Genomic DNA, 18,328 nt, shown 5'->3' with positions numbered 1-18,328 from the left:
TCCCGCGGCGGCGTACGGTCTCACTCGCCGCGCCGGGCGGGCGCCGCCGCGCAGACACGGGCGGGAGCCCCCGGTATCGGGCTGCGGAGCAGCACGGCGAGCAGGACCGCCGTGGCGAGCGCTGTGGAGATCGTCGGCAGCCAGGCAGGCGAGCCACCGAGCAGCGCCGCGCCCAGTGCCGAGCCGCTCGCGATGCCGATCTGGAAGCCGGTGACGTAGATGGAGGACGCCCGGTCGGCCTCGTCGCCCGCCAGGCGCATGATCCCGGTCTGGAACACCGGCCCGGCGGCGGCGAACGCCCCGCCCCACAGCGCTACGGCCACCGCGGCCGTCGTAGCGCCGACGGCCACCGGGAGCGGCGTGAAGCCGGGCAGCAGCAGGGCAACGCCCGCCACGAACACCGCCATCGTCACGGTCGCTGTCCGCCGCGGGGCGGTGTCGTTGTGGCGGCCGGCCAGGAAGGTGCCCGCGGCGCCGGCCAGCCCGAAGACCGTCAGCAGTGCGACCACCGCCCCGGCTGAGCCGGTGATGCCGGTGACCAGGACAGCGAAGTAGGTGTAACTGAGGAAGTGGGCGGTGACGAGGACGAGGGCTACCCCGCACAGCGTCAGCACCGCCCGCCGGTCCATACCCCCGCCCCCCGCGTCCCCTTCTTCCCGGGGCTGAGCGGCCTCCTGCGGTCCGCCGTCCGGCCGCCGGCGCAGGGCCCACACCAGGGCCGCCGCCACAGCCGCGGTGGCGAGCGCGAGCAGCAGCGCCGTGGCCCGCCAGCCGATCAACTGCCCGATCAGCGTGGTCCCCGGGCTGCCCACGATCGATGCAAGCGAGGCGCCGCCGAACACCGCCGCGGTCGCCGTGCCCACCCGCTCACGCGGCACCAGACCGGCCGCCGCCGGAGCGATCAGTGACCACAGCACCCCGTGCGTGAGAGCCGCGGCCACCCGGCTGGCCACCATCATCGGGTAGGTGTGCGCGAGTGCTGCGGTGATCTCCGCCGCGATCAGGACCAGCAGGGAGCCGAGCAGGGCCGTGCCGCGCGAGACCCGCGCGGCGAGCGCGACGGCCGGCACGGTGACCACGGCCGCGACGACGGCGTACCCGCTGACCAGCAGCCCGATCCGGCTCTCCGGGACGTCGAGGCTGTGCGCCATGTCCGTGAGGAGGCCCACGGGGAAGACCTCGAAGGTGACGTAGACGAAGGTCGCGGCGGCCAGCGCGGCCAGCCGGGCCGCCGTCCGCGCGTCGATCCGGGCCGGCCGGTCCGCCGGGAGAGTCGTGCCGTTCATCAGCGGACCGACACCTCCGCCGCTTCCGGCACCCGGCTCTCCCGCTCCGTGCCGACGCGCACCATCACCTTGGGCCGGCGCCGGCCGCGGGCGGCGAGGTGGGCGAACGCGGCGTCCAGGGAGCCCAGCGGGAAGACCCGGTCCACGAGCGCGTCCAGGTCGACCGCGCCGGACTCCACGAATTCCACGAGCCGGTCCCAGTGACCGACCCCGGACAGCACCCCGTGCAGCGTGACGTCCTTGATCACCAACGCGGCCGCGTCGAAGCCGTCGACGGTGTGATGGGGCGTGCCGAGCTGGGCGATCCGGCCGCCCGGCGCGACCAGCCCGACGGCCGTCCGTACGGCGGACTCGCTGCCGGAGGCCTCCACGACGGCGTCGTACGCCTCCTGGTCCCGCTCGCCCGGTTCTGCCTGCGCGCGCAGACCGAGGCCCGCCGCCAACTCCCGGGCCGCGGGGTGTGGATCGAGGACCACCGTGTCGGCACCGAGCGCCCGCGCGACCTGGGCCGCGGCGAGCCCCAGGGTGCCCGCGCCGAGCACGGCGACCCGGTCGCGCGGCCCCACCGCGAGCCGCTCCACGGCGTGCACGGCCGCCGCGGTCGGCTCCAGCAGCGTGGCCGCAGCGTCGGACAGGGCGTCCGGGATCCGGGTCAGGGTGGAGGCCGGCGCGGTCAGCAACTCGGTGCCTGCGCCCGGCCGGGGGCCCAGCACTCCTATCTCGCTGCGCTCCGGGCAGTACCGGATCCGGTCGGCCCGGCACGCCGAACACCGGCCGCAGGTGCGGAAGTTGTGCCCCGAGACCCGGCGTCCCACCCAGCCGGGGCCGACCCCGGGCCCGGTCCCGCACACCGTGCCGACCCACTCGTGGCCGAGGACGAAGGGGTAACTCTTCAGGCCGTCCCGCAGATAGTTGCTGGAGCCGTCGTAGAAGCCGAGGTCGGTGCCGCACAGCCCGAGCAGGCCGACCCGGACGAGAACCTCGCCGGGGCCGGGCACGGGCGGGTCGACCTCGACGAGCGACACCGTGCGCGGCGCGGTCAGCATGATGGCTTTCACAGCATGTCCTCCTGGTAAGCGGTCTCTTGACCGGTACGGGCCGCTGCGCGGCAGTCGGCGATGTCGGTACGCAGGCGGCCGGGGTACTGCCGGTAGTCGTTCTCGACGAGCACCGCGCGGGCGCCGGAGTGCCGCAGCAGCTCCGGCAGTTCGGCGCGCACCCCGCCCCATTCGGCATCGCCGACGGGGTCCTTGACGTGCAGGTCCGGCAGCAGCAGCCCGGCTCCCGCCACGGCGCGGGCGAAGGCCGCCGGCCCCGCGCCGGCGTCCAGCAGATTGCCGGTGTCCAGGACGAGCCGCAGGGCCGGATGGCCGACCGCGCGGGCGAGGGCGAGGCTGTCGGCAGGGCCGAGCGGTGACTCGTAGGCGAGGGTCAGCCCCGCCGCCCTGGCGCGTTCGCACAGGGTGCGCAGCGCGTCGGCGGTCCCGGCGCGCAGCCCCGGGGTGACGGGCAGACTGCGCCGGAAGCCCGGGACGTGCAGGACCCGGACGCCGAGGCGGCGGGCGCAGTCCAGGGCCCGGTGCAGCACGACGAGGGCGGCGGGATTGGCCGTACCGCGGGCGAGGGCCAGGCCCAGGTCGTTGACGTGGTTCACCGCGAGCACCGGGACCGGCACCACCCGGGCGATCGCCTCGGCGGCGGCCAGCTCGTCCGGGTCGCTGAGGAGCGGGCCCCGGTGGGCCCCGCCGAAGTCCAGGTGGAGCGCGTCCGCCCCGGCCGCGAGCGCGGCCCGGGCGGCGGCGGCCCGATCGGTCCCGATACGCCACTGCGGCGCGGCCACGACCAGCGTGTTCATCGGCGTTCCCCCGCCGCCGTCCGTATCGCGGCCTTCAGCACCCGGCGTCCGCCGGCGACCCGGCGCCGCGTGGTCAGCACGGTGTTGACGAGCTCGGCCGCCTCCGTCAGGTCCACCTCGTGGGTCAGCAGGTCCGCCCCGACAGCTTCGCCCGGGGCGGTGAGCAGCGCGACAGCCTCGAGCAGGTGGTCGCCGGACACGCCCCGGTGCCCGTGCAGGAGCAGTGGACCGGAGGGCCGGGTGAACGTCTTGGCGCGCGGCGGCCAGGGTGTGCCCCCGCAGTGCTCGGCGCGCACCGCCGCCACGTCGACGGGCCCGGCTGCCAACTCCACCGGCCCGGACGGCAGTCCCGCGTGCACGTCCACGACCAGCGTGCCCGGCACCTGGCGCTCGACGGCCCGCAGCGCGTCCCGGGTGCCCGTGCGCGGGGTGGCGATCAGCGCGGCGACCGGTCCGGGCAGACCCGCCAGCAGGTCGGGCAGCGCGGCATCGTCCGGACGGACCGCGCCGTCACCGTGACCCACCAACAGGACGCGCAGCCCGGGCAGTTCGCGCGGCCACACCTCGGCGGCGAGCCGTCCGACGATCCCGTCCCCCCACACGACCAGCGAGACCGGGCGCACCAGCCGGAGGGCGGTGCGCAGCCCGTACAGGACGGAGGCGAGCGGTTCGGCCAGCGCGGCCGGCCGGGGGTGTACGGCGGTCTCCGGGACCGGCACGACCAGCCCGGCGCGCACCGCCGAGGCCGGGATCCGGGTGCGTTCCGCCCACAGGCCGGGCAGGTTGTGCCCGAGCAGGAAGGACGGGTCGTCCGGGTGGGTGGGGTTCACCGTGACGGCCGTGTCAGGGGCGATGCCGGTGTCGCCCGGCTCGACGACGTACGCCACCCCCTCGTGCCCGAGCACCGGGGTCGGGTCGTCGCGCAGGCCGCGCAGGATCTGCCAGTCCGTGCCGCAGATGCCGGCCACGGCCGGGGCGAGCAGCGCGTCTCCCGGTTCCAGCGCGGGGGTGGGTACCTCGGCGACGTCGACCAGGGTGCGGCCGAGGCGGTCGGGGGCGCGGCGCACCAGCGCGCGGTGCGTGGCCGCGCTCACGGCGCGACCCTCGGCGGCCACTGGTCGATGCGTTCCGCTCCGCGCAGCGGGTCCACCTCGCCCGGACCGCACAGCACGAGCCGGTCGTCGAGCCGGGCCGTGCTGTAGCCGCGGGCGGCGTACGAGGTGGGGGTGGCCAGCCGTTGGCGCAGCTCGGTGGCGTAGTGCCCGCCGAGCCCCTCGACCACACCGCCGCCGAGACCGAGCAGATCGAGGTGCGGATCCAGACACCACAGGGTGCGGATCAGTTCGGCGACCGGCTCGACGCACAGGCCGAGCAGGCGCCGGGCCGCAGGCTCGCCGGCGTCGAGCGCGCCCGGCAGCCACCGCGTCACGTTCGCCGCGTCCGACAGGCCCAGCCGTTCGGCGACCCGGACGAATCCGGGGCCGGCGGCGAGCGAGGCGAGATGGCCGGTGCCCCCGCACTCGCACACCAGCCCGGCCAGTTCCGGCGGACAGGCCACAGCCAGATGCCCGACCTCGCCCTGGAGCCCCCACTCGTCCACGGGGATCACCGACCGCTCCAGGTCGGCGATCCGCAGCCCGATCCCGCTGCTGACGGTCAGATAGCCGACGCGCCGGGTGTCCGGGCGGGCGTGGCCGGCGGCGAAGTCGGCGAGGGCCGCGGTGACGTCGTTGACCAGGGTCCAGGTGACGTCGGGCCGGCGCGCACGCAGGGCGGCCATCAGGTCGTACGGCTCGGTCGCCGAGCCCCACAGCGGGGCCGAGCCGTGGACGACGCCGGTGACGTGGTCGATGGCCGCGCCGAAGGAGACCGCGGCGCGGGCGCCGGGCGGGGCGGCCCCGCCCAGCAGCTCGACCATGTCCCGGCGCAGCTCCTCGACCGCCCGCCCCGGCTGCCGCAGCCGGCTCGGCGCCGGCACCCGCTCGACACCGGCCCCCGCACCCCCGGTCCGCAACCGCACCCAGGTGCCCCCGACATCGGCGGCGAACGTCGCGGTGGCTGCCGGGGTGGGGACGTCGGGGGGTGTCGGCCGAGCGGCCGGTGCGCTCGCCGGTGTACCGGCGGACGGGGCCGCGTGCTGCCCCGCGGCCGTCGCCCGGCTCGGTTCCTCGGCCGCTCTGCCACCCGCCCGGGAGTTCGGCGCCGGGCTCGCCTTCGTGCCCCCGGCCGCGTCGGCACCCCGCCCCGCTTCCACGGTGGCCCGACCGGTCATCGCCGTACCAGCCGGCTGTCGCCCACCGGCTCCGGGACGGTGAGCGTCACGCCGGGGTGGGACGGGCCGGCGGGGGTGACCCGGAAATCGCGGAAGTCGGGGTGCCGCTCCGCTTCGTGGTCGTGGGCGGTGCAGGTGCCGATGACCACCGTGCGCGCGCCGGAGGCCAGCCCGGCGCGGATGCCGGCGGGGGAGTCCTCGAAGACGACCGTGTCCCGCGGCGCCCGGCCGAGCAGGCGCGCGGCCCGCAGATAGCCCTCGGGGTCGGGCTTGCCGCGGCTGATGTCGTCCGCGCTGACCAGCAGCTCGGGCAGGGGCAGTCCGGCCGCGCCGAGCCGTACCTCGGCCAGGGTGCGGCTCGCGGACGTGACCACCGCCCAGGAGCCGGGCGGCAGGGCGGCGAGGAGTCCGGCAGCGCCGGGGACCGCTGTGATGCCCGTGGTCTCCGACTCCTCGTGCGCCACCAGTCGCCGTGTCTCGGACGCCGCCGGCGACGCGTCGGTGACGAAGTGGTGCACCGTCTCCCGGGTGGGGCGGCCGTGGGCGAAGGCGAGGACCTCGGCGAGGTCCAGCCCGTGCCGCTCGCAGAAGCCCGCCCAGGTGGACTCGACCAGGGCGGTGGAGTCCACCAGCGTTCCGTCCATGTCGAACAGCAGCGTGTGCGCCTGAAGCAGTGGCAAGGGTCCTCCTTGAGTTGAGGCGCTGGGGGGAAGGGAGCTGACGGCAGGAGGTCAGGCCGGGGACTCGGCCAGGGGGCGCGACTGGGACACGGGGGCCCCGGCGTGGACGGACGTCCAGCTCCGGTCCTCGTGCACGACCAGTGCCTCGCCGGCGTACGGCACCCCGCGCGTGCGGTCGAGTTCGGCCGCGAGCGGCGCGAAGTGGGCCGGGGTCATATAGGCGCCGTAGTCGAAGTCCGCCGGGCGACGGGCGCGGATGCCGGGGGTGTCGACCATCCCGGCGGGCAGCGCCTGCACGAACGTCACCTCGGCCGGGTCGGTCTCCTGGGTGACGGAACGGATCAGCGAGTCGGCGGCGGCCTTGGTGGCTGCGTAACCGGACCTGTTCGGGCCGGCGTTGTAGACCACCTCGGAGGAGATGTGCAGGAACAGTCCGGGGCGGGCCGCGCGCAGGGCGGGCAGGGTGGCCTTCAGGGTCCAGGCCAGTCCGTGCACGTTGACCGCGAACTGGTCGAGCCAGTCGCTCTCGCGGACCTCGGTGAACGGCTCGCGTCGGGAGGTGAAGGAGACCGCCGAGTAACAGACCAGGCCGAGACGGGGCGGAGTGCCCGAGCGCAGGGAGTCCTGGGCCTGTTGGCCGTCGCGCAGGTCGACGGGGTGCCAGGCGAGCAGGTCGGCGCCGGGCCCGGTGGGCCGGGACCGGCTGAAGACGTGGGTGTCGATGCCCCGGGCGGCCCAGGCGTCGGCGACGCCCCTGCCGATGCCGGTGGACCCACCGATCACGACGGCGGTGGCGGGCTCGCGCGGCGGGGCACTCACGCGCTCACCCGCACGGACCCGGCCGGGGTGCGACCGGCTTCCTGGGCCTTCCGTCGCAACAGGTCGGTGGCGGCGCGGAGTTCGGCCGGGGTGACGTCGTCCACGAAGCGGTGCCGGCCGATCCCGACGGGCAGGGGCAGCCGCTGGTGGCCGTCGCGGTGGCGCACGGTGTCGAGGAGTGCGGCCTCCAGCAGGGCCGGGTCGTCCAGGACGTCGTTCCACAGCGGCAGTCCGAGTGAGGCGGCCGCACGGTAGATCCGGTCGGCCTCCGCGGCGCCGACGTCACCGCGCAGGGTGGCGAGCGCGGTGGTGAGGGCCATGTCGATCATGACGGCCTCACCGTGCAGCAGTTCGGGCAGCGCGTGCATCTCGACGGTCGGGCTGAAGGTGTGGCCGTAGTCGACGCAGCGCTCCAGATGGGACTCCCAGAGGTTGGGCTGGAGTTCCTCCAGCATCAGGTGGATGGCCTCGGCGATGATCGCGTCCGCGGCGGCGGCCAGTTCGCCGGTGGAGCCCTGGAGCCGGTCCGCGCGGACGGCGGCGCCCCACGACTCCAGCAGCCCGAACAGCTCCTCGGAGCGGATGAGGGCCATCTTCATGATCTCGGCGAGGCCGTTGCTGATGTGCCGCTGCTCGAGGGTGCGCAGGAAGGTGCGGTCCAGGAAGGTGGCCGTCGCCGGGGCGTAGGTGCCCAGGCGGTTCTTGCCGCGGCCGTAGTTGACGCCGGTCTTGACGCCGACCCCGGCGTCGACCAGGCCGATCAGGGTGGTGGGGATGCGGATGTACGGCGTTCCGCGCCGGTACAGGCTGGCGGCGAAGCCGACGATGTCGGTGAGCACCCCGCCGCCGACGGCGAGGACGGGCTCGCGGCGGCGGTCGATGCCGAACTCGTTCATGGCGTCGACCACGCGCAGGACGGAGTCCCACTCCTTCACGGGTTCGTCCGCGCGCAGCGGCACCATCGTGGCCTGGATGCCGTGGTACGCGAAGTAGTCGCGTATCCGTGAGCCGTGGAGGGTGTCGACGTTCTCGTCGACGACGACGAGCCGGCGGTCACCGGAGCGCAGGAGCGCGTCCGGGCAGGCGTCGAGCAGGGCCGTGTTGTCGAGGGCGAACAGGTGGTCCGAGCTGACGACGTGGTACCGCACTTGACGGACGGCCTCCACCGTCCATGCCGGCCCGCTCGCCGGGCTGTTGTCGACGTTGTGCCGCAGGCCTTGGGTGAAAGACGTACCGCTGCGCATGTCTCCTCCGGGTTCGGAAGGGTTTTGGGCGGTCCTGTGTCCCAGGACGAGGACGGCACAAGCGGCCGTCCTCACAGGAGGATCATCTCAGAAACAATCGTTGATGCCAATATATTAGCAACCTTGCGGAACGTGATGGCGTTCGTGTTAATCTCAAAGCGTCTCGGCGACTTCACAGGCGAAATCGCTCGCGTATCCCGTGCTGTCACCGGAGTCGTGCCGAGTCACCCGACCCGAGTCGCCGGAGCCCAGGGAGTCGGAGATGGCCACGCTGGCGGAACGCCTCAACGCCTGGTTCGCGGACGCCGCCACCACGGATGCCGTGGGCCGTCGCCGTGAGCCCTCCACAGCCGAGGTCGCCCAGGCGATCTCGGAGGAGTCGTCGCACGACGTGACCATCTCCAGGAGCTATCTGGCCGCGCTGCGCAACGGCTCGCAGACCAACCCCACGATCAGCGTGCTCGCGGCGATCGTGCAGTACTTCCGCGCCCGCCCGATGACCCTCCCGGTCTCGGTGGGCGCGCTCATCAACGAGGAGACGGCGGACGCGGCCGACGACCCGGCCTGGGCGTCCTCGCTCGCCGACCGGCAGGTGCGCTCGATCGCGATGCGGGCCGGTCAGCTCACCCCGGAGATGCGCGAGCAGCTGCTGTCGATCATGGACGCGCTGGACGCCCCGAGGCCCTCGGCGTCGAGCACAGAAGGACAGGACGTCGATTGATGAAGGCCGTGGGCATCACCCGCACCGGAGGCCCGGAGGTACTCGGCCTGCTGGACCTGCCCGAACCGGACCACGACGGGCTCGTCATCCAGGTGGCGGCCGCGGCCGTCAACCCCGTTGACCTGGCGACCCGTTCCGGCCTCATCCCCACCGCGCTCCCGGCGGTCCTCGGCTGGGACCTGGCCGGCACGGTCGCCCACGCACCCGGGGGCTCCGGCTTCACCGCCGGCGACCGGGTCATGGCCACGACCGCCCAACTGGGCACCGGCGTGGGCAGCATGTCGGAGTATGTCCGCTTCGACCCCGCGTACGTCGTCCGCGTCCCGGACGCCCTCAGCCTCACCGACGCGGCCGCTCTGCCGCTGGCCGGCGTCACCGCCGTACAGGCATTGCGCCGCACGCCCGACCGGACCGGCCGGCGGGTGCTGCTCGTCGGCGCCCAGGGCAGCCTCGGCGGACAGCTCGCGCTCAGGCTGCTGGACGAGCCGGCGACCCGAACCGACCTCCTCGTCCGCCACGATGACGGCGACACCTGGCGGGAGCTGCGCGCGGGCCGCCCCGGCGAGGGCGCGGTGCTGACCGACCCGGCGGCGGCCGAGGCCAAGGCGTACGACGTCGTCGTGGACGCAGGCGGTGCCCCGGACCTGATCGAGGCGGTGTGCCCGGGCGGCATGTTCCTCACCCTCACCCCGTTCAGCGCCCCCGACCCCGCCCGGCGCCCGGACGTGGAGTTCACGCTCCATGGAGTGCAGCTGAACCGCGACGACCTGGCCGAGGTGGCCGACCGTGCCGCCCGCGACGCCGGTCTGCGCCAGCGGACGACGATCCTCCCTTTTGCGGACGCACACGAGGCGCACCGCCGACTGGAGGCCGGCGGCTTCCGCGGCAAGTTCGTGCTGGTGCCGTAGCTGCCGCCCGCTACCGGTGCGTCGTTCGACGGACCGGATCACCCGGTGCATCCGTCTCCGGTTCCGCGTGCAGCGTCCGCAGCTCGCGGGAGATCTCGATCAGGCCGACCAGGTCGCTCTCGTAGTCGTCGGAGGCATCGCGCGAGCCCGGGATGAACAGTGCGGTCGTCTTCGGCGCCGCACCGCCCAGGGGCTGTTCGCCGTAGAGGTGCAGGGCGCGGCCGATGATCCGGGCCGCCGCGCGCGGCTGTTTGGGCAGCGCGGCCTCACCGTCCGGCAACTCGTCCGCGGCGAGCCGGAGATACGGGCCCAGCCGGGTCAGCCCGTCCCGGCACTCGACATACCGCCGGTACGTCGCCGAGGCGTAGTCCGCGACCGGCAGCGGCCGCCGCCCGGAGAAGGGCCGCTGATCGAGAATCAGCTCGGGGTAGAGGGCCACCAGCCGCCGCCACAGCTCCTCCAGTCCGTGGTACTGCGCCCGGTGCTCCAGCCGGTCCCGCACCAGCTGGAGCACCCCCACGAAGAAGGGCAGACTCAGCCCTGCGCACACCAGGATGGTGTCGGCGATACCGAAGGCGAAGTCGTCCTCGTACGTCACCGGCACCCCGGGCGCGCGCAGCGCGGGCACGTTGACCCACAGCATCCGGTAGACACAGCTCAGGGCCAGTCCGATCAGGCCGACGGAGATGACCGTCAGGGACCATCTGCGCAGCGGATGCCCCGCGCGCGCGAGCCGCCAGGCGAGCAGGGCGCAGGCGGTGTACCCGAAGAAGAGGAAGACGTTGCCGAGGTCGTAGAACACCCGAACGCGCCAGTCGGCCAGAAAGAAGCTGGTCAGGGAGTGGTTGCGCAGCCGGGACGGGAGCAGGACGGTCATCGTGACCATGCCTGCCAGGCACCCGGCGCACAGCAGCACCTCCCACGAGCGCACGGCCGTACGGCGGTTGACCGGGCGCTCCCGCAGGAACGAGACCATGAGGCAGAGCCCGGCCAGAACCATCGCGTTGTAGCTGCACTTGGCGACTCCGGCGGTGGTGTGCCGGTCCACGAAGGAGATCAGCGCGGGCTGCGCCAGCAGATTGCCCAGTCCCATCAGCAGCAGTGACAGGCACAGGTGCAGCCGCATGGGATCGCGGAAGCGCCGGCGCACCAGCGCGGGCAGTGTCCAGACGGTGCCCGCCAGCAGCGTGACGACGGCGACGCAGTCGAACGCCCTCACGTCAGCGCGTCGGTCAGGCCGAGGCTGTTGTACACCGACGGCCGCCACGGCTCGTCGATGCCGTAGCGCTGGGCCCGGCGGCCGAGCAGGATCGCCTGGCGCATGATCGTGGAGGCGATGACCTCGGCGTCCCGCTCGTCCCGGTCCGAGTAGCAGGTGCGCAGCTTCGTCTCGGCGGGCCGCGCGCCCGCGAGGTCGTACGCGACGATGTGCCCGACCTCGTGCAGGATGATGTGCGCCTGGTGGGCCCTGGTGGTGCGGGACTGGTAGACGATGGCGTCCTCGTGCGGGCGCGAGATCAGCATCCCGAACGGCCCGTCGACCGGCAACTCCCAGGCCATCAGCCGGATCGGGGTGCCGCGGAACTCGCCGAGCCGCTCGCACAGCGCGGCCGGGTCGAGCGGCATGGGCAGCTCCAGCCGGCGCATCAGCTGACGGCTGTGAGCCCGCAGCCGGGCGTCCCGGAGCCGTTCCCGGCGCGCGTCCGGGAACCGGCGTAAGGCTTTCCGCACATGCCTGGTGAGCACGTCATTCCCCCCGTTGGTGCCTGTAGGCCGCACTCAATTTACTTCAGCAAGGGGTCTGCCTGAAGATCTTCGTGGTGAACGTCACGGAGCTGTAACGTAACGTGACGCTTGGCGGAAAGGGTCCGCCGCAGCGGCCGTGCCGGTCCGTACCGGGCCGGTCCGAAGGCGGGGGACAGCCGGGCGCGACGTGCCCGCGCCGTCGTGAACGCCGTTGCCCTCAGCACTCGATGATGTTCACCGCGAGCCCGCCCCGGGCCGTCTCCTTGTACTTGACGGACATGTCCGCGCCCGTCTCCTTCATGGTCTTGATGACCTTGTCGAGGGAGACCATGTGGGAGCCGTCGCCGCGCATGGCCATCCTGGCGGCCGTGACGGCCTTGACCGCGGCCATGCCGTTGCGCTCGATGCACGGGATCTGGACGAGGCCGCCGACCGGGTCGCAGGTCAGCCCCAGGTTGTGCTCCATGCCGATCTCGGCGGCGTTCTCGACCTGTTCGGGGCTGCAGCCCAGCACCTCGGCCAGTGCGCCGGCCGCCATCGAGCAGGCCGAGCCGACCTCGCCCTGGCAGCCGACCTCGGCGCCGGAGATGGACGCGTTCTCCTTGAAGAGCATGCCGATGGCCCCGGCGGCGAGCAGGAAGCGGACGACTCCCTCCTCGTCGGCGCCCGGCACGAAGTTGATGTAGTAGTGCAGGACGGCGGGGATGATGCCGGCCGCGCCGTTGGTCGGGGCCGTGACGACCCGGCCGCCCGCCGCGTTCTCCTCGTTCACCGCCATCGCGTAGAGGGTGATCCACTCCATGGCGTGGGCCAGCGGGTCGCCCTCGGCGCGCAGCTGGCGGGCCGACATGGCGGCGCGGCGGCGGACCTTCAGTCCGCCCGGCAGGATGCCCTCGCGGGACATACCGCGTGAGACACAGGCCTGCATGACCCGCCAGATGTCGAGCAGGCCCTCGCGGATCTCCTCCTCCGTGCGCCAGGCCCGCTCGTTCTCCAGCATCAGCGCGGAGATCGACAGGCCGGTCTCACGGGTCAGGCGCAGCAGCTCGTCGCCCGTGCGGAAGGGGTACTTGAGGACCGTGTCGTCCAGCTTGATCCGGTCCTCGCCCACCGCGTCCTCGTCGACCACGAAGCCGCCGCCGACGGAGTAGTACGTCTTCGAGAGCAGTTCGGTGCCCTCGGCGTCGTACGCCCACAGGGTCATCCCGTTCGCGTGGTACGGCAGTGCCTTGCGGCGGTGCAGGATCAGGTCGTCGTCGTAGGAGAAGCCGATCTCGTGCTCGCCGAGGAGGCGCAGCCGGCCGCCGGTGCGGATCGCCTCCACCCGGTCGTCCGCCGTCTCCACGTTCACCGTGCGGGGGGAGGTGCCCTCCAGGCCGAGCAGTACGGCCTTGGGGGTGCCGTGGCCGTGACCGGTCGCGCCCAGGGAGCCGTACAGCTCGGCGCGTATCGAGGCGGTGGGGGCGAGCAGCTCTTCGTTGCGCAGGCGGCGGGCGAACATGCGGGCCGCGCGCATCGGGCCGACCGTATGGGAGCTGGACGGGCCGATGCCGATCGAGAACAGGTCGAAGACCGAGATGGCCACGGGGGAACTCCTCAGGGTTTCGGCGGACGCCGTTGTCTGCCGGGTCGTGCGGGGGCGGTGCCGGGTCGTGCATACGGCGGGGCACCGCGCTCGCTTTCCAGTGTGCGCGGTGCCCCGGATGTCCGTACGCAAGCGACGTACGAAAAGAACGTACTGACTAAAGCGTACGAAACTACTTCAGGCCGGGGTACAGCGGGTGCTTGTCGGCCAGAGCGGACACCCGGGCCTTGAGCGAGTCCGTGTCGTACGACGGCTTCAGGGTCTCGGCGATGATGTCCGCGACCTCGGTGAAGTCCTCGGCCTGGAAGCCGCGGGTGGCGAGGGCGGGCGTGCCGATGCGCAGGCCGGAGGTGACCATCGGCGGACGCGGGTCGTTCGGGACGGCGTTGCGGTTGACCGTGATGCCGACCTCGTGGAGGCGGTCCTCGGCCTGCTGCCCGTCCAGCTCGGAGTTGCGCAGGTCGACGAGGACCAGGTGCACGTCCGTGCCGCCGGAGAGGACGTCCACGCCCACGGCCTTGACGTCGTCCTGGACCAGGCGCTCGGCCAGGATCCGCGCGCCGTCCAGCGTGCGCTGCTGGCGCTCCTTGAAGTCGTCGGTGGCGGCGACCTTGAAGGACACGGCCTTGGCGGCGATCACATGCTCCAGCGGGCCGCCCTGCTGACCCGGGAAGACCGCGGAGTTGATCTTCTTCGCCAGCTCGGCCGTGGACAGGATCACGCCACCGCGCGGACCGCCCAGCGTCTTGTGCGTGGTCGTGGTCACGACGTGGGCGTGCGGCACCGGGTTCGGGTGCAGGCCCGCGGCCACCAGGCCGGCGAAGTGCGCCATGTCGACCATGAGGTAGGCGCCGACCTCGTCCGCGATCCGGCGGAACGCGGCGAAGTCCAGCTGCCGCGGGTACGCCGACCAGCCGGCCACGATCAGCTTCGGCTTCGACTCCTTGGCCAGCTTCTCGACCTCGGCCATGTCGACCTGGCCGGTGGCGTCGTCGACGTGGTACGCGACGACGTTGTAGAGCTTGCCGGAGAAGTTGATCTTCATGCCGTGGGTCAGGTGCCCGCCGTGCGCGAGGTTCAGACCCATGATCGTGTCGCCCGGCTTCAGCAGCGCGAACATCGCGGCCGCGTTGGCCTGGGCGCCCGAGTGGGGCTGCACGTTGGCGTGCTCGGCACCGAAGAGCGCCTTCACGCGGTCGATGGCGATCTGCTCGACCACGTCGACGTGCTCGCAGCCGCCGTAGTAGCGGCGGCCGGGGTAGCCCTCGGCGTACTTGTTGGTGAGGACCGAGCCCTGGGCCTCCATGACGGCGACGGGAGCGAAGTTCTCCGAGGCGATCATCTCGAGGGTGGACTGCTGACGGTCGAGCTCGGCGTCGACGGCGGCGGCGACATCCGGGTCGAGCTCGTGGAGGGACTGGTTCAGAAGCGACATCGGTCAGGAGTCCTTAGCTGCCGGAGAATTCGGTGTACTCGTCCGCGGAGAGCAGGTCGGACGGCTCCTCGGTGACGCGCACCTTGAACAGCCAGCCACCCTCGAAGGGGGCGGAGTTCACCAGCGACGGGTCGTCCACGACGTCCTGGTTGGCCTCCACGATCTCGCCGGTGACCGGCGCGTACAGGTCGCTCACGGACTTGGTCGACTCCAGCTCGCCGCAGGTCTCGCCCGCGGTCACCGTGTCACCGACCTCGGGAAGCTGGACGTACACCACGTCGCCGAGCGCGTTGGCCGCGTGCTCCGTGATGCCGACCGTCGAGACGCCGTCCTCGGCGACCGACAGCCACTCGTGCTCCTTGCTGTAGCGCAGCTGCTGGGGGTTGCTCATGGCCTGAATTCTCCTGTACGCGGGGGAGTGGTGGTGAACGAGAGGTCCTGCGATACGAGACCGGGCGCGGCGATGTACGTCACTTCGACGCGCGCGCCGGAAACGCGAAACCGGATTCCGGGGAGTCGGACGAACCGACGGACGCCCTGCGACGCCCGTACGGAACGACTACTTCTGACGCCCGTACGGAACGACTACTTCTGGCGCCCGTACGGAACGACTACTTCTGGCGCTTGTAGAACGGCAGCGCCACGACCTCGTACGGCTCGTGGCTGCCCCGGATGTCCACACCGACCCCGGTGGTGCCCGGCGCGGCGTGCGCGGCGTCGACGTAGGCCATGGCGATCGGCTTGGCCAGCGTCGGGGACGGCGCGCCCGAGGTGATCTCGCCGATGACCTTGCCGTCGGCGACGACCTGGTAGCCGGCGCGCGGCACCCGGCGGCCCTCGGCGATGAGCCCGACGAGGACCCGCGGCGGGTTCTCCTGGGCGCGGGCGGCGGCCTCGGAGAGCGCCTCGCGCCCCACGAAGTCGCCGTCCTTCTCGAACTTCACGACCCGTCCGAGCCCGGCGTCGAAGGGCGTGAGCGCGGTGGTCAGTTCGTGCCCGTACAGCGGCATGCCCGCCTCCAGGCGCAGCGTGTCGCGGCAGGACAGACCGCACGGCACCAGGCCCACCGGGGCGCCCGCCTCGGTCAGCGCCTGCCACACCTTCTCGGCGTCGGCCGGGGCGACGAACAGCTCGAAGCCGTCCTCGCCGGTGTAGCCGGTGCGCGCGATGAGCGCCGGGACGCCCGCGACCGTGCCGGGCAGGCCCGCGTAGTACTTCAGGCCGTCGAGGTCCGCGTCGGTCAGCGACTTGAGGATGCCGGGGGACTCGGGGCCCTGGACGGCGATGAGGGCGTAGGCGTCGCGGTCGTCGCGGACCTCGGCGTCGAAGCCGGCGGCGCGCTCGGTCAGCGCGTCCAGCACCACCTGGGCGTTGGAGGCGTTCGCGACCACCATGTACGCGTGCTCCTGGAGCCGGTACACGATCAGGTCGTCGAGGATGCCGCCGTCCGCCTGGCAGATCATGGTGTAGCGGGCGCGGCCGACGCCGACCGAGGCGATGTTGCCCACCAGGGCGAAGTTCAGGAGTTCGGCGGCCTGCGCGCCGGTGACCGTGATCTCGCCCATGTGGGAGAGGTCGAAGAGACCGGCCCTGGTGCGGACGGCGAGGTGCTCGTCGCGCTCGGAGCCGTAGCGCAGGGGCATGTCCCAGCCGGCGAAGTCGGTCATCGTCGCGCCCAGCGAGCGATGCAGGGCATCGAGCGCGGTGTGACGGGGGGTGTTACTGCTCATCGGTGGGGCTCCCAAGGCATGACGGCGAGGTCGTTCCTCCCCATCTGTCATCGGAACCTGAGAGGTTCATCACGACCCCGCGAACCGGTGGTCATGACTTGCACCTTGGGTGGAGCCACTGGTCAGCGGCCCGCTTTTCAGATGTGCCTCGCCCGCGCGGTAACGGGGCCTGAGAGATTCAAGGGAGGGACTTGCTCCTTCGGCGCCCGGGGACTGCTGCCCCCAGGACTCTCCCGCGCGGATTCAAGCGGCCGGTATGCAGTTGGCGGGCACATCATTGCACGCATCCGTCCGGCATGGCAGGGGCACCCGAACAGGTGCCCGGGGAACCGCGGAGAGCTGTGACCGGCCTGTGGCACGACGAGGACGGAAACGAGAGGCGCACCGCATTACCTTCTCTTTACACTCGACGGGGATGGGACTCCGGACCCAAGGGGAGGACGATCACGGTGAACAAGGCCACGGCGTACGCGACGATCTCCGGCATCGCGCTGCCCAAGCAGCCCGCCGCCCCCGCCCGGGAGGCGTGCGGACCGCGGCCGCCGGCCGTCGTCCGTGATCTGCGCGAGCGCGCCGGGCGCAGCCCGCACGGCCTCACCTTCGGCGCCGCCGACCTCGTCGTGGTCACCGGCCTGCCCGGCAGCGGCAAGTCGACCCTGATGCGCCGCGCGGTGAGCGGCACGCGCATCGACTCCCAGGACACCCGCGACCACTGGGACACCCGGCTGGCCCGCTTCCTGCCGTACGCGCTCTACCGCCCGCTCGTCCGGGCCGCGCACTTCGCCGGGCTGCGCCGCGCCCTGCGCTCGGGAGCCGGCGTCGTCGTGCACGACTGCGGTACGCAGGCCTGGGTGCGCCGCTGGCTCGCCCGCGAGGCCCGGCGCCGGGGCGGCACGCTGCACCTGCTGCTCCTCGACGTCACGGCGGACACCGCTCTGGACGGCCAGCGCGAGCGCGGCCGCGGCGTCTCGCGCTACGCGTTCCTGCGCCACCGCACGGCGGCCGCCCGGCTGCTGCGGTCCGTCGAGAAGGGCGACCTGCCGGAGGGCTGCGGCTCGGCGGTGCTGATCGACCGGGACGCGGCGGACGTGCTGCGCCGGATCGATTTCGGCACCTGACCATCGCGAACGCGCGTACCCGTTAGGGTTTCCAGCCGGAACAGCGGTTCACAGCAGGCGGTAGACAGATGGACTTCCCGGCACAGGCGCATCCCCATCCGCACGGCGGATGGCCCGGCAACGAACTGGAGGAGGTGCTCTCCGCCTCTCTCGGAGTCCCCTCGGCCGGCGCCCGCATCGTCGAGGTGCTCGGCCGCAGCTTCCTGTGGATCCCGCTGCCGAACGGCGGCGGCCCGCGCAGCGGCCCCCTCGACCTGCCCACGCTGGAGCTCGACGGCCAGGTGTACGTCCCCGTCTTCAGCTCGGAGGAGCAGTTCCGCCAGGTCGTCGGCGGGCACATGGCGTACAGCATCGCGCCCGCCGTCGAGTTCGCGCGCGGACTGCCGCCACAGGTCGGTCTCGCGGTCAACCCGGACGGTCTGGTCGGCGTCCCGCTGCCGCCGCTCGCCGTGGCCGAGTTGTGCCGCACCGGGCGGACCCCGCTGGACGGGCCCGCGAGCGGCGGCCGGGTGCGGCTCTTCGAGCCGGACTGGCAGGAGGAGCCGGTCGACTTCCTGTCCGCGGCCTCGGCCGAGTTCGCGGACACCGGTGTCGTGCTGACCGCCCGCCGCTGTCTGGCCAGCATCGAGGGCGACGACCCGGTGATGTTCGTCGGAGTCGAGCTCTCCGACTGGGAGGGCCCCGCCCGTACGCTGCCCCTGGACGCGCTGGGCCGGGCGCTCGGCCGCGTCCCGATGGACCGGCCGGTGAACCTGCTGCTCCTCGATGTCGCCCAGGACCCGGTGGGTGACTGGATGCGCGCCCAGGTGCGGCCCTTCTACCAGCGGGAGTACTGAGCGCGCGGCCCCGGACGCGTGGCGCCACGCGGACCCGTGAAGCCGTGCGTCAAGTCGCTGTCAGGAACGCCGCTTAAGCTGGTTTCATGGCTC

18 protein-coding genes and 1 riboswitch are annotated in these 18,328 nt (G+C 72.9%); of the genes, 4 read left to right on the top strand and 14 right to left on the bottom strand.

Features of this window, described 5'->3' with window-relative positions:
* Window positions 1-20: 20 nt before the first annotated feature.
* From ACFVYF_RS35400 to ACFVYF_RS35365, 8 genes are read right to left on the bottom strand one after another with little or no spacing between them, the layout of a single operon-like run.
* On the bottom strand, window positions 21-1,286 hold the full coding sequence (locus ACFVYF_RS35400) for an MFS transporter (RefSeq protein WP_389462139.1): 1,266 nt from the start codon (window positions 1,284-1,286) through the stop codon (window positions 21-23).
* Complete coding sequence (locus ACFVYF_RS35395) at window positions 1,286-2,344, bottom strand: zinc-binding dehydrogenase (RefSeq protein ID WP_389462137.1); 1,059 nt, start codon at window positions 2,342-2,344, stop codon at window positions 1,286-1,288. Before ACFVYF_RS35395 ends, ACFVYF_RS35400 begins: the two co-directional genes overlap by 1 nt.
* Window positions 2,341-3,141 carry a sugar phosphate isomerase/epimerase family protein gene (locus tag ACFVYF_RS35390; protein WP_389462135.1) on the bottom strand — a complete coding sequence of 267 codons (801 nt, stop codon included), beginning with the start codon at window positions 3,139-3,141 and terminating at the stop codon, window positions 2,341-2,343. The genes ACFVYF_RS35395 and ACFVYF_RS35390 overlap by 4 nt, the downstream gene beginning before the upstream one ends.
* A complete protein-coding gene (locus ACFVYF_RS35385) occupies window positions 3,138-4,235 on the bottom strand; it encodes an alcohol dehydrogenase catalytic domain-containing protein (RefSeq protein WP_389462133.1) in 1,098 nt (365 codons plus the stop codon). The genes ACFVYF_RS35390 and ACFVYF_RS35385 overlap by 4 nt, the downstream gene beginning before the upstream one ends.
* Complete coding sequence (locus ACFVYF_RS35380; protein WP_389462131.1) at window positions 4,232-5,413, bottom strand: ROK family protein; 1,182 nt, start codon at window positions 5,411-5,413, stop codon at window positions 4,232-4,234. Before ACFVYF_RS35380 ends, ACFVYF_RS35385 begins: the two co-directional genes overlap by 4 nt.
* Entirely contained in the window at window positions 5,410-6,093 is a 684-nt protein-coding gene (locus tag ACFVYF_RS35375; RefSeq protein ID WP_389462129.1) for an HAD-IA family hydrolase, read from the bottom strand. Before ACFVYF_RS35375 ends, ACFVYF_RS35380 begins: the two co-directional genes overlap by 4 nt.
* 51 nt (window positions 6,094-6,144) lie before the next feature.
* Window positions 6,145-6,912, bottom strand: coding sequence for an SDR family NAD(P)-dependent oxidoreductase (locus tag ACFVYF_RS35370; RefSeq protein ID WP_389462127.1), 768 nt, complete (start codon window positions 6,910-6,912; stop codon window positions 6,145-6,147).
* Window positions 6,909-8,156, bottom strand: coding sequence for a sedoheptulose 7-phosphate cyclase (locus tag ACFVYF_RS35365; protein WP_389462124.1), 1,248 nt, complete (start codon window positions 8,154-8,156; stop codon window positions 6,909-6,911). Before ACFVYF_RS35365 ends, ACFVYF_RS35370 begins: the two co-directional genes overlap by 4 nt.
* A gap of 262 nt (window positions 8,157-8,418) precedes the next feature.
* On the opposite strand from ACFVYF_RS35365, the gene ACFVYF_RS35360 reads away from it, so the two are divergent.
* Both ACFVYF_RS35360 and ACFVYF_RS35355 read left to right on the top strand, forming a co-directional pair.
* A complete protein-coding gene (locus tag ACFVYF_RS35360) occupies window positions 8,419-8,877 on the top strand; it encodes a hypothetical protein (RefSeq protein WP_389462122.1) in 459 nt (152 codons plus the stop codon).
* Entirely contained in the window at window positions 8,877-9,785 is a 909-nt protein-coding gene (locus ACFVYF_RS35355; protein ID WP_389462120.1) for an alcohol dehydrogenase catalytic domain-containing protein, read from the top strand. The genes ACFVYF_RS35360 and ACFVYF_RS35355 overlap by 1 nt, the downstream gene beginning before the upstream one ends.
* 10 nt (window positions 9,786-9,795) lie before the next feature.
* Here ACFVYF_RS35355 and ACFVYF_RS35350 read toward each other — a convergent pair whose 3' ends face one another.
* The 6 genes from ACFVYF_RS35350 to gcvT all read right to left on the bottom strand — a co-directional run bounded on the left by ACFVYF_RS35350 (window position 9,796) and on the right by gcvT (window position 16,281).
* Window positions 9,796-11,004 carry an MAB_1171c family putative transporter gene (locus ACFVYF_RS35350; RefSeq protein WP_389462118.1) on the bottom strand — a complete coding sequence of 403 codons (1,209 nt, stop codon included), beginning with the start codon at window positions 11,002-11,004 and terminating at the stop codon, window positions 9,796-9,798.
* Window positions 11,001-11,531, bottom strand: coding sequence for a hypothetical protein (locus ACFVYF_RS35345; protein ID WP_389462116.1), 531 nt, complete (start codon window positions 11,529-11,531; stop codon window positions 11,001-11,003). Before ACFVYF_RS35345 ends, ACFVYF_RS35350 begins: the two co-directional genes overlap by 4 nt.
* A gap of 217 nt (window positions 11,532-11,748) precedes the next feature.
* Window positions 11,749-13,116 carry an L-serine ammonia-lyase gene (locus ACFVYF_RS35340; protein ID WP_389462114.1) on the bottom strand — a complete coding sequence of 456 codons (1,368 nt, stop codon included), beginning with the start codon at window positions 13,114-13,116 and terminating at the stop codon, window positions 11,749-11,751.
* 172 nt (window positions 13,117-13,288) lie between these two features.
* On the bottom strand, window positions 13,289-14,551 hold the full coding sequence (gene glyA / locus ACFVYF_RS35335) for a serine hydroxymethyltransferase (protein ID WP_389462112.1): 1,263 nt from the start codon (window positions 14,549-14,551) through the stop codon (window positions 13,289-13,291).
* A 13-nt stretch (window positions 14,552-14,564) separates the two neighbouring features.
* A complete protein-coding gene (gcvH, locus tag ACFVYF_RS35330; protein ID WP_389462110.1) occupies window positions 14,565-14,942 on the bottom strand; it encodes a glycine cleavage system protein GcvH in 378 nt (125 codons plus the stop codon).
* 220 nt (window positions 14,943-15,162) lie between these two features.
* Window positions 15,163-16,281, bottom strand: coding sequence for a glycine cleavage system aminomethyltransferase GcvT (gene gcvT / locus ACFVYF_RS35325; RefSeq protein ID WP_389462108.1), 1,119 nt, complete (start codon window positions 16,279-16,281; stop codon window positions 15,163-15,165).
* A 147-nt stretch (window positions 16,282-16,428) separates the two neighbouring features.
* Window positions 16,429-16,527: riboswitch (glycine riboswitch) on the bottom strand.
* A gap of 203 nt (window positions 16,528-16,730) precedes the next feature.
* On the opposite strand from gcvT, the gene ACFVYF_RS35320 reads away from it, so the two are divergent.
* Together ACFVYF_RS35320 and ACFVYF_RS35315 are read left to right on the top strand one after the other, a co-directional pair.
* Complete coding sequence (locus ACFVYF_RS35320) at window positions 16,731-17,399, top strand: AAA family ATPase (RefSeq protein WP_389462106.1); 669 nt, start codon at window positions 16,731-16,733, stop codon at window positions 17,397-17,399.
* 68 nt (window positions 17,400-17,467) lie between these two features.
* A complete protein-coding gene (locus tag ACFVYF_RS35315) occupies window positions 17,468-18,235 on the top strand; it encodes an enhanced serine sensitivity protein SseB (protein WP_389462104.1) in 768 nt (255 codons plus the stop codon).
* Window positions 18,236-18,328: the final 93 nt, after the last annotated feature.

Source organism: Streptomyces sp. NPDC058274 (assembly GCF_042881375.1).
Taxonomy (GTDB): Bacteria; Actinomycetota; Actinomycetes; order Streptomycetales; family Streptomycetaceae; genus Streptomyces.
Note: the sequence above shows the minus strand (reverse complement) of the source record. Positions and strands in the feature narration are given on the sequence as shown.

Bases quoted from the DNA above. Each gene is read 5' to 3' on its own strand.
- gcvH (WP_389462110.1), bottom strand. From the start codon at position 14,942: ATGAGCAACCCCCAGCAGCTGCGCTACAGCAAGGAGCACGAGTGGCTG.
- ACFVYF_RS35360 (WP_389462122.1), top strand. From the start codon at position 8,419: ATGGCCACGCTGGCGGAACGCCTCAACGCCTGGTTCGCGGACGCCGCC.
- ACFVYF_RS35355 (WP_389462120.1), top strand. From the start codon at position 8,877: ATGAAGGCCGTGGGCATCACCCGCACCGGAGGCCCGGAGGTACTCGGC.
- ACFVYF_RS35315 (WP_389462104.1), top strand. From the start codon at position 17,468: ATGGACTTCCCGGCACAGGCGCATCCCCATCCGCACGGCGGATGGCCC.
- gcvT (WP_389462108.1), bottom strand. From the start codon at position 16,281: ATGAGCAGTAACACCCCCCGTCACACCGCGCTCGATGCCCTGCATCGC.
- ACFVYF_RS35400 (WP_389462139.1), bottom strand. From the start codon at position 1,286: ATGAACGGCACGACTCTCCCGGCGGACCGGCCGGCCCGGATCGACGCG.
- glyA (WP_389462112.1), bottom strand. From the start codon at position 14,551: ATGTCGCTTCTGAACCAGTCCCTCCACGAGCTCGACCCGGATGTCGCC.
- ACFVYF_RS35390 (WP_389462135.1), bottom strand. From the start codon at position 3,141: ATGAACACGCTGGTCGTGGCCGCGCCGCAGTGGCGTATCGGGACCGAT.
- ACFVYF_RS35365 (WP_389462124.1), bottom strand. From the start codon at position 8,156: ATGCGCAGCGGTACGTCTTTCACCCAAGGCCTGCGGCACAACGTCGAC.
- ACFVYF_RS35380 (WP_389462131.1), bottom strand. From the start codon at position 5,413: ATGACCGGTCGGGCCACCGTGGAAGCGGGGCGGGGTGCCGACGCGGCC.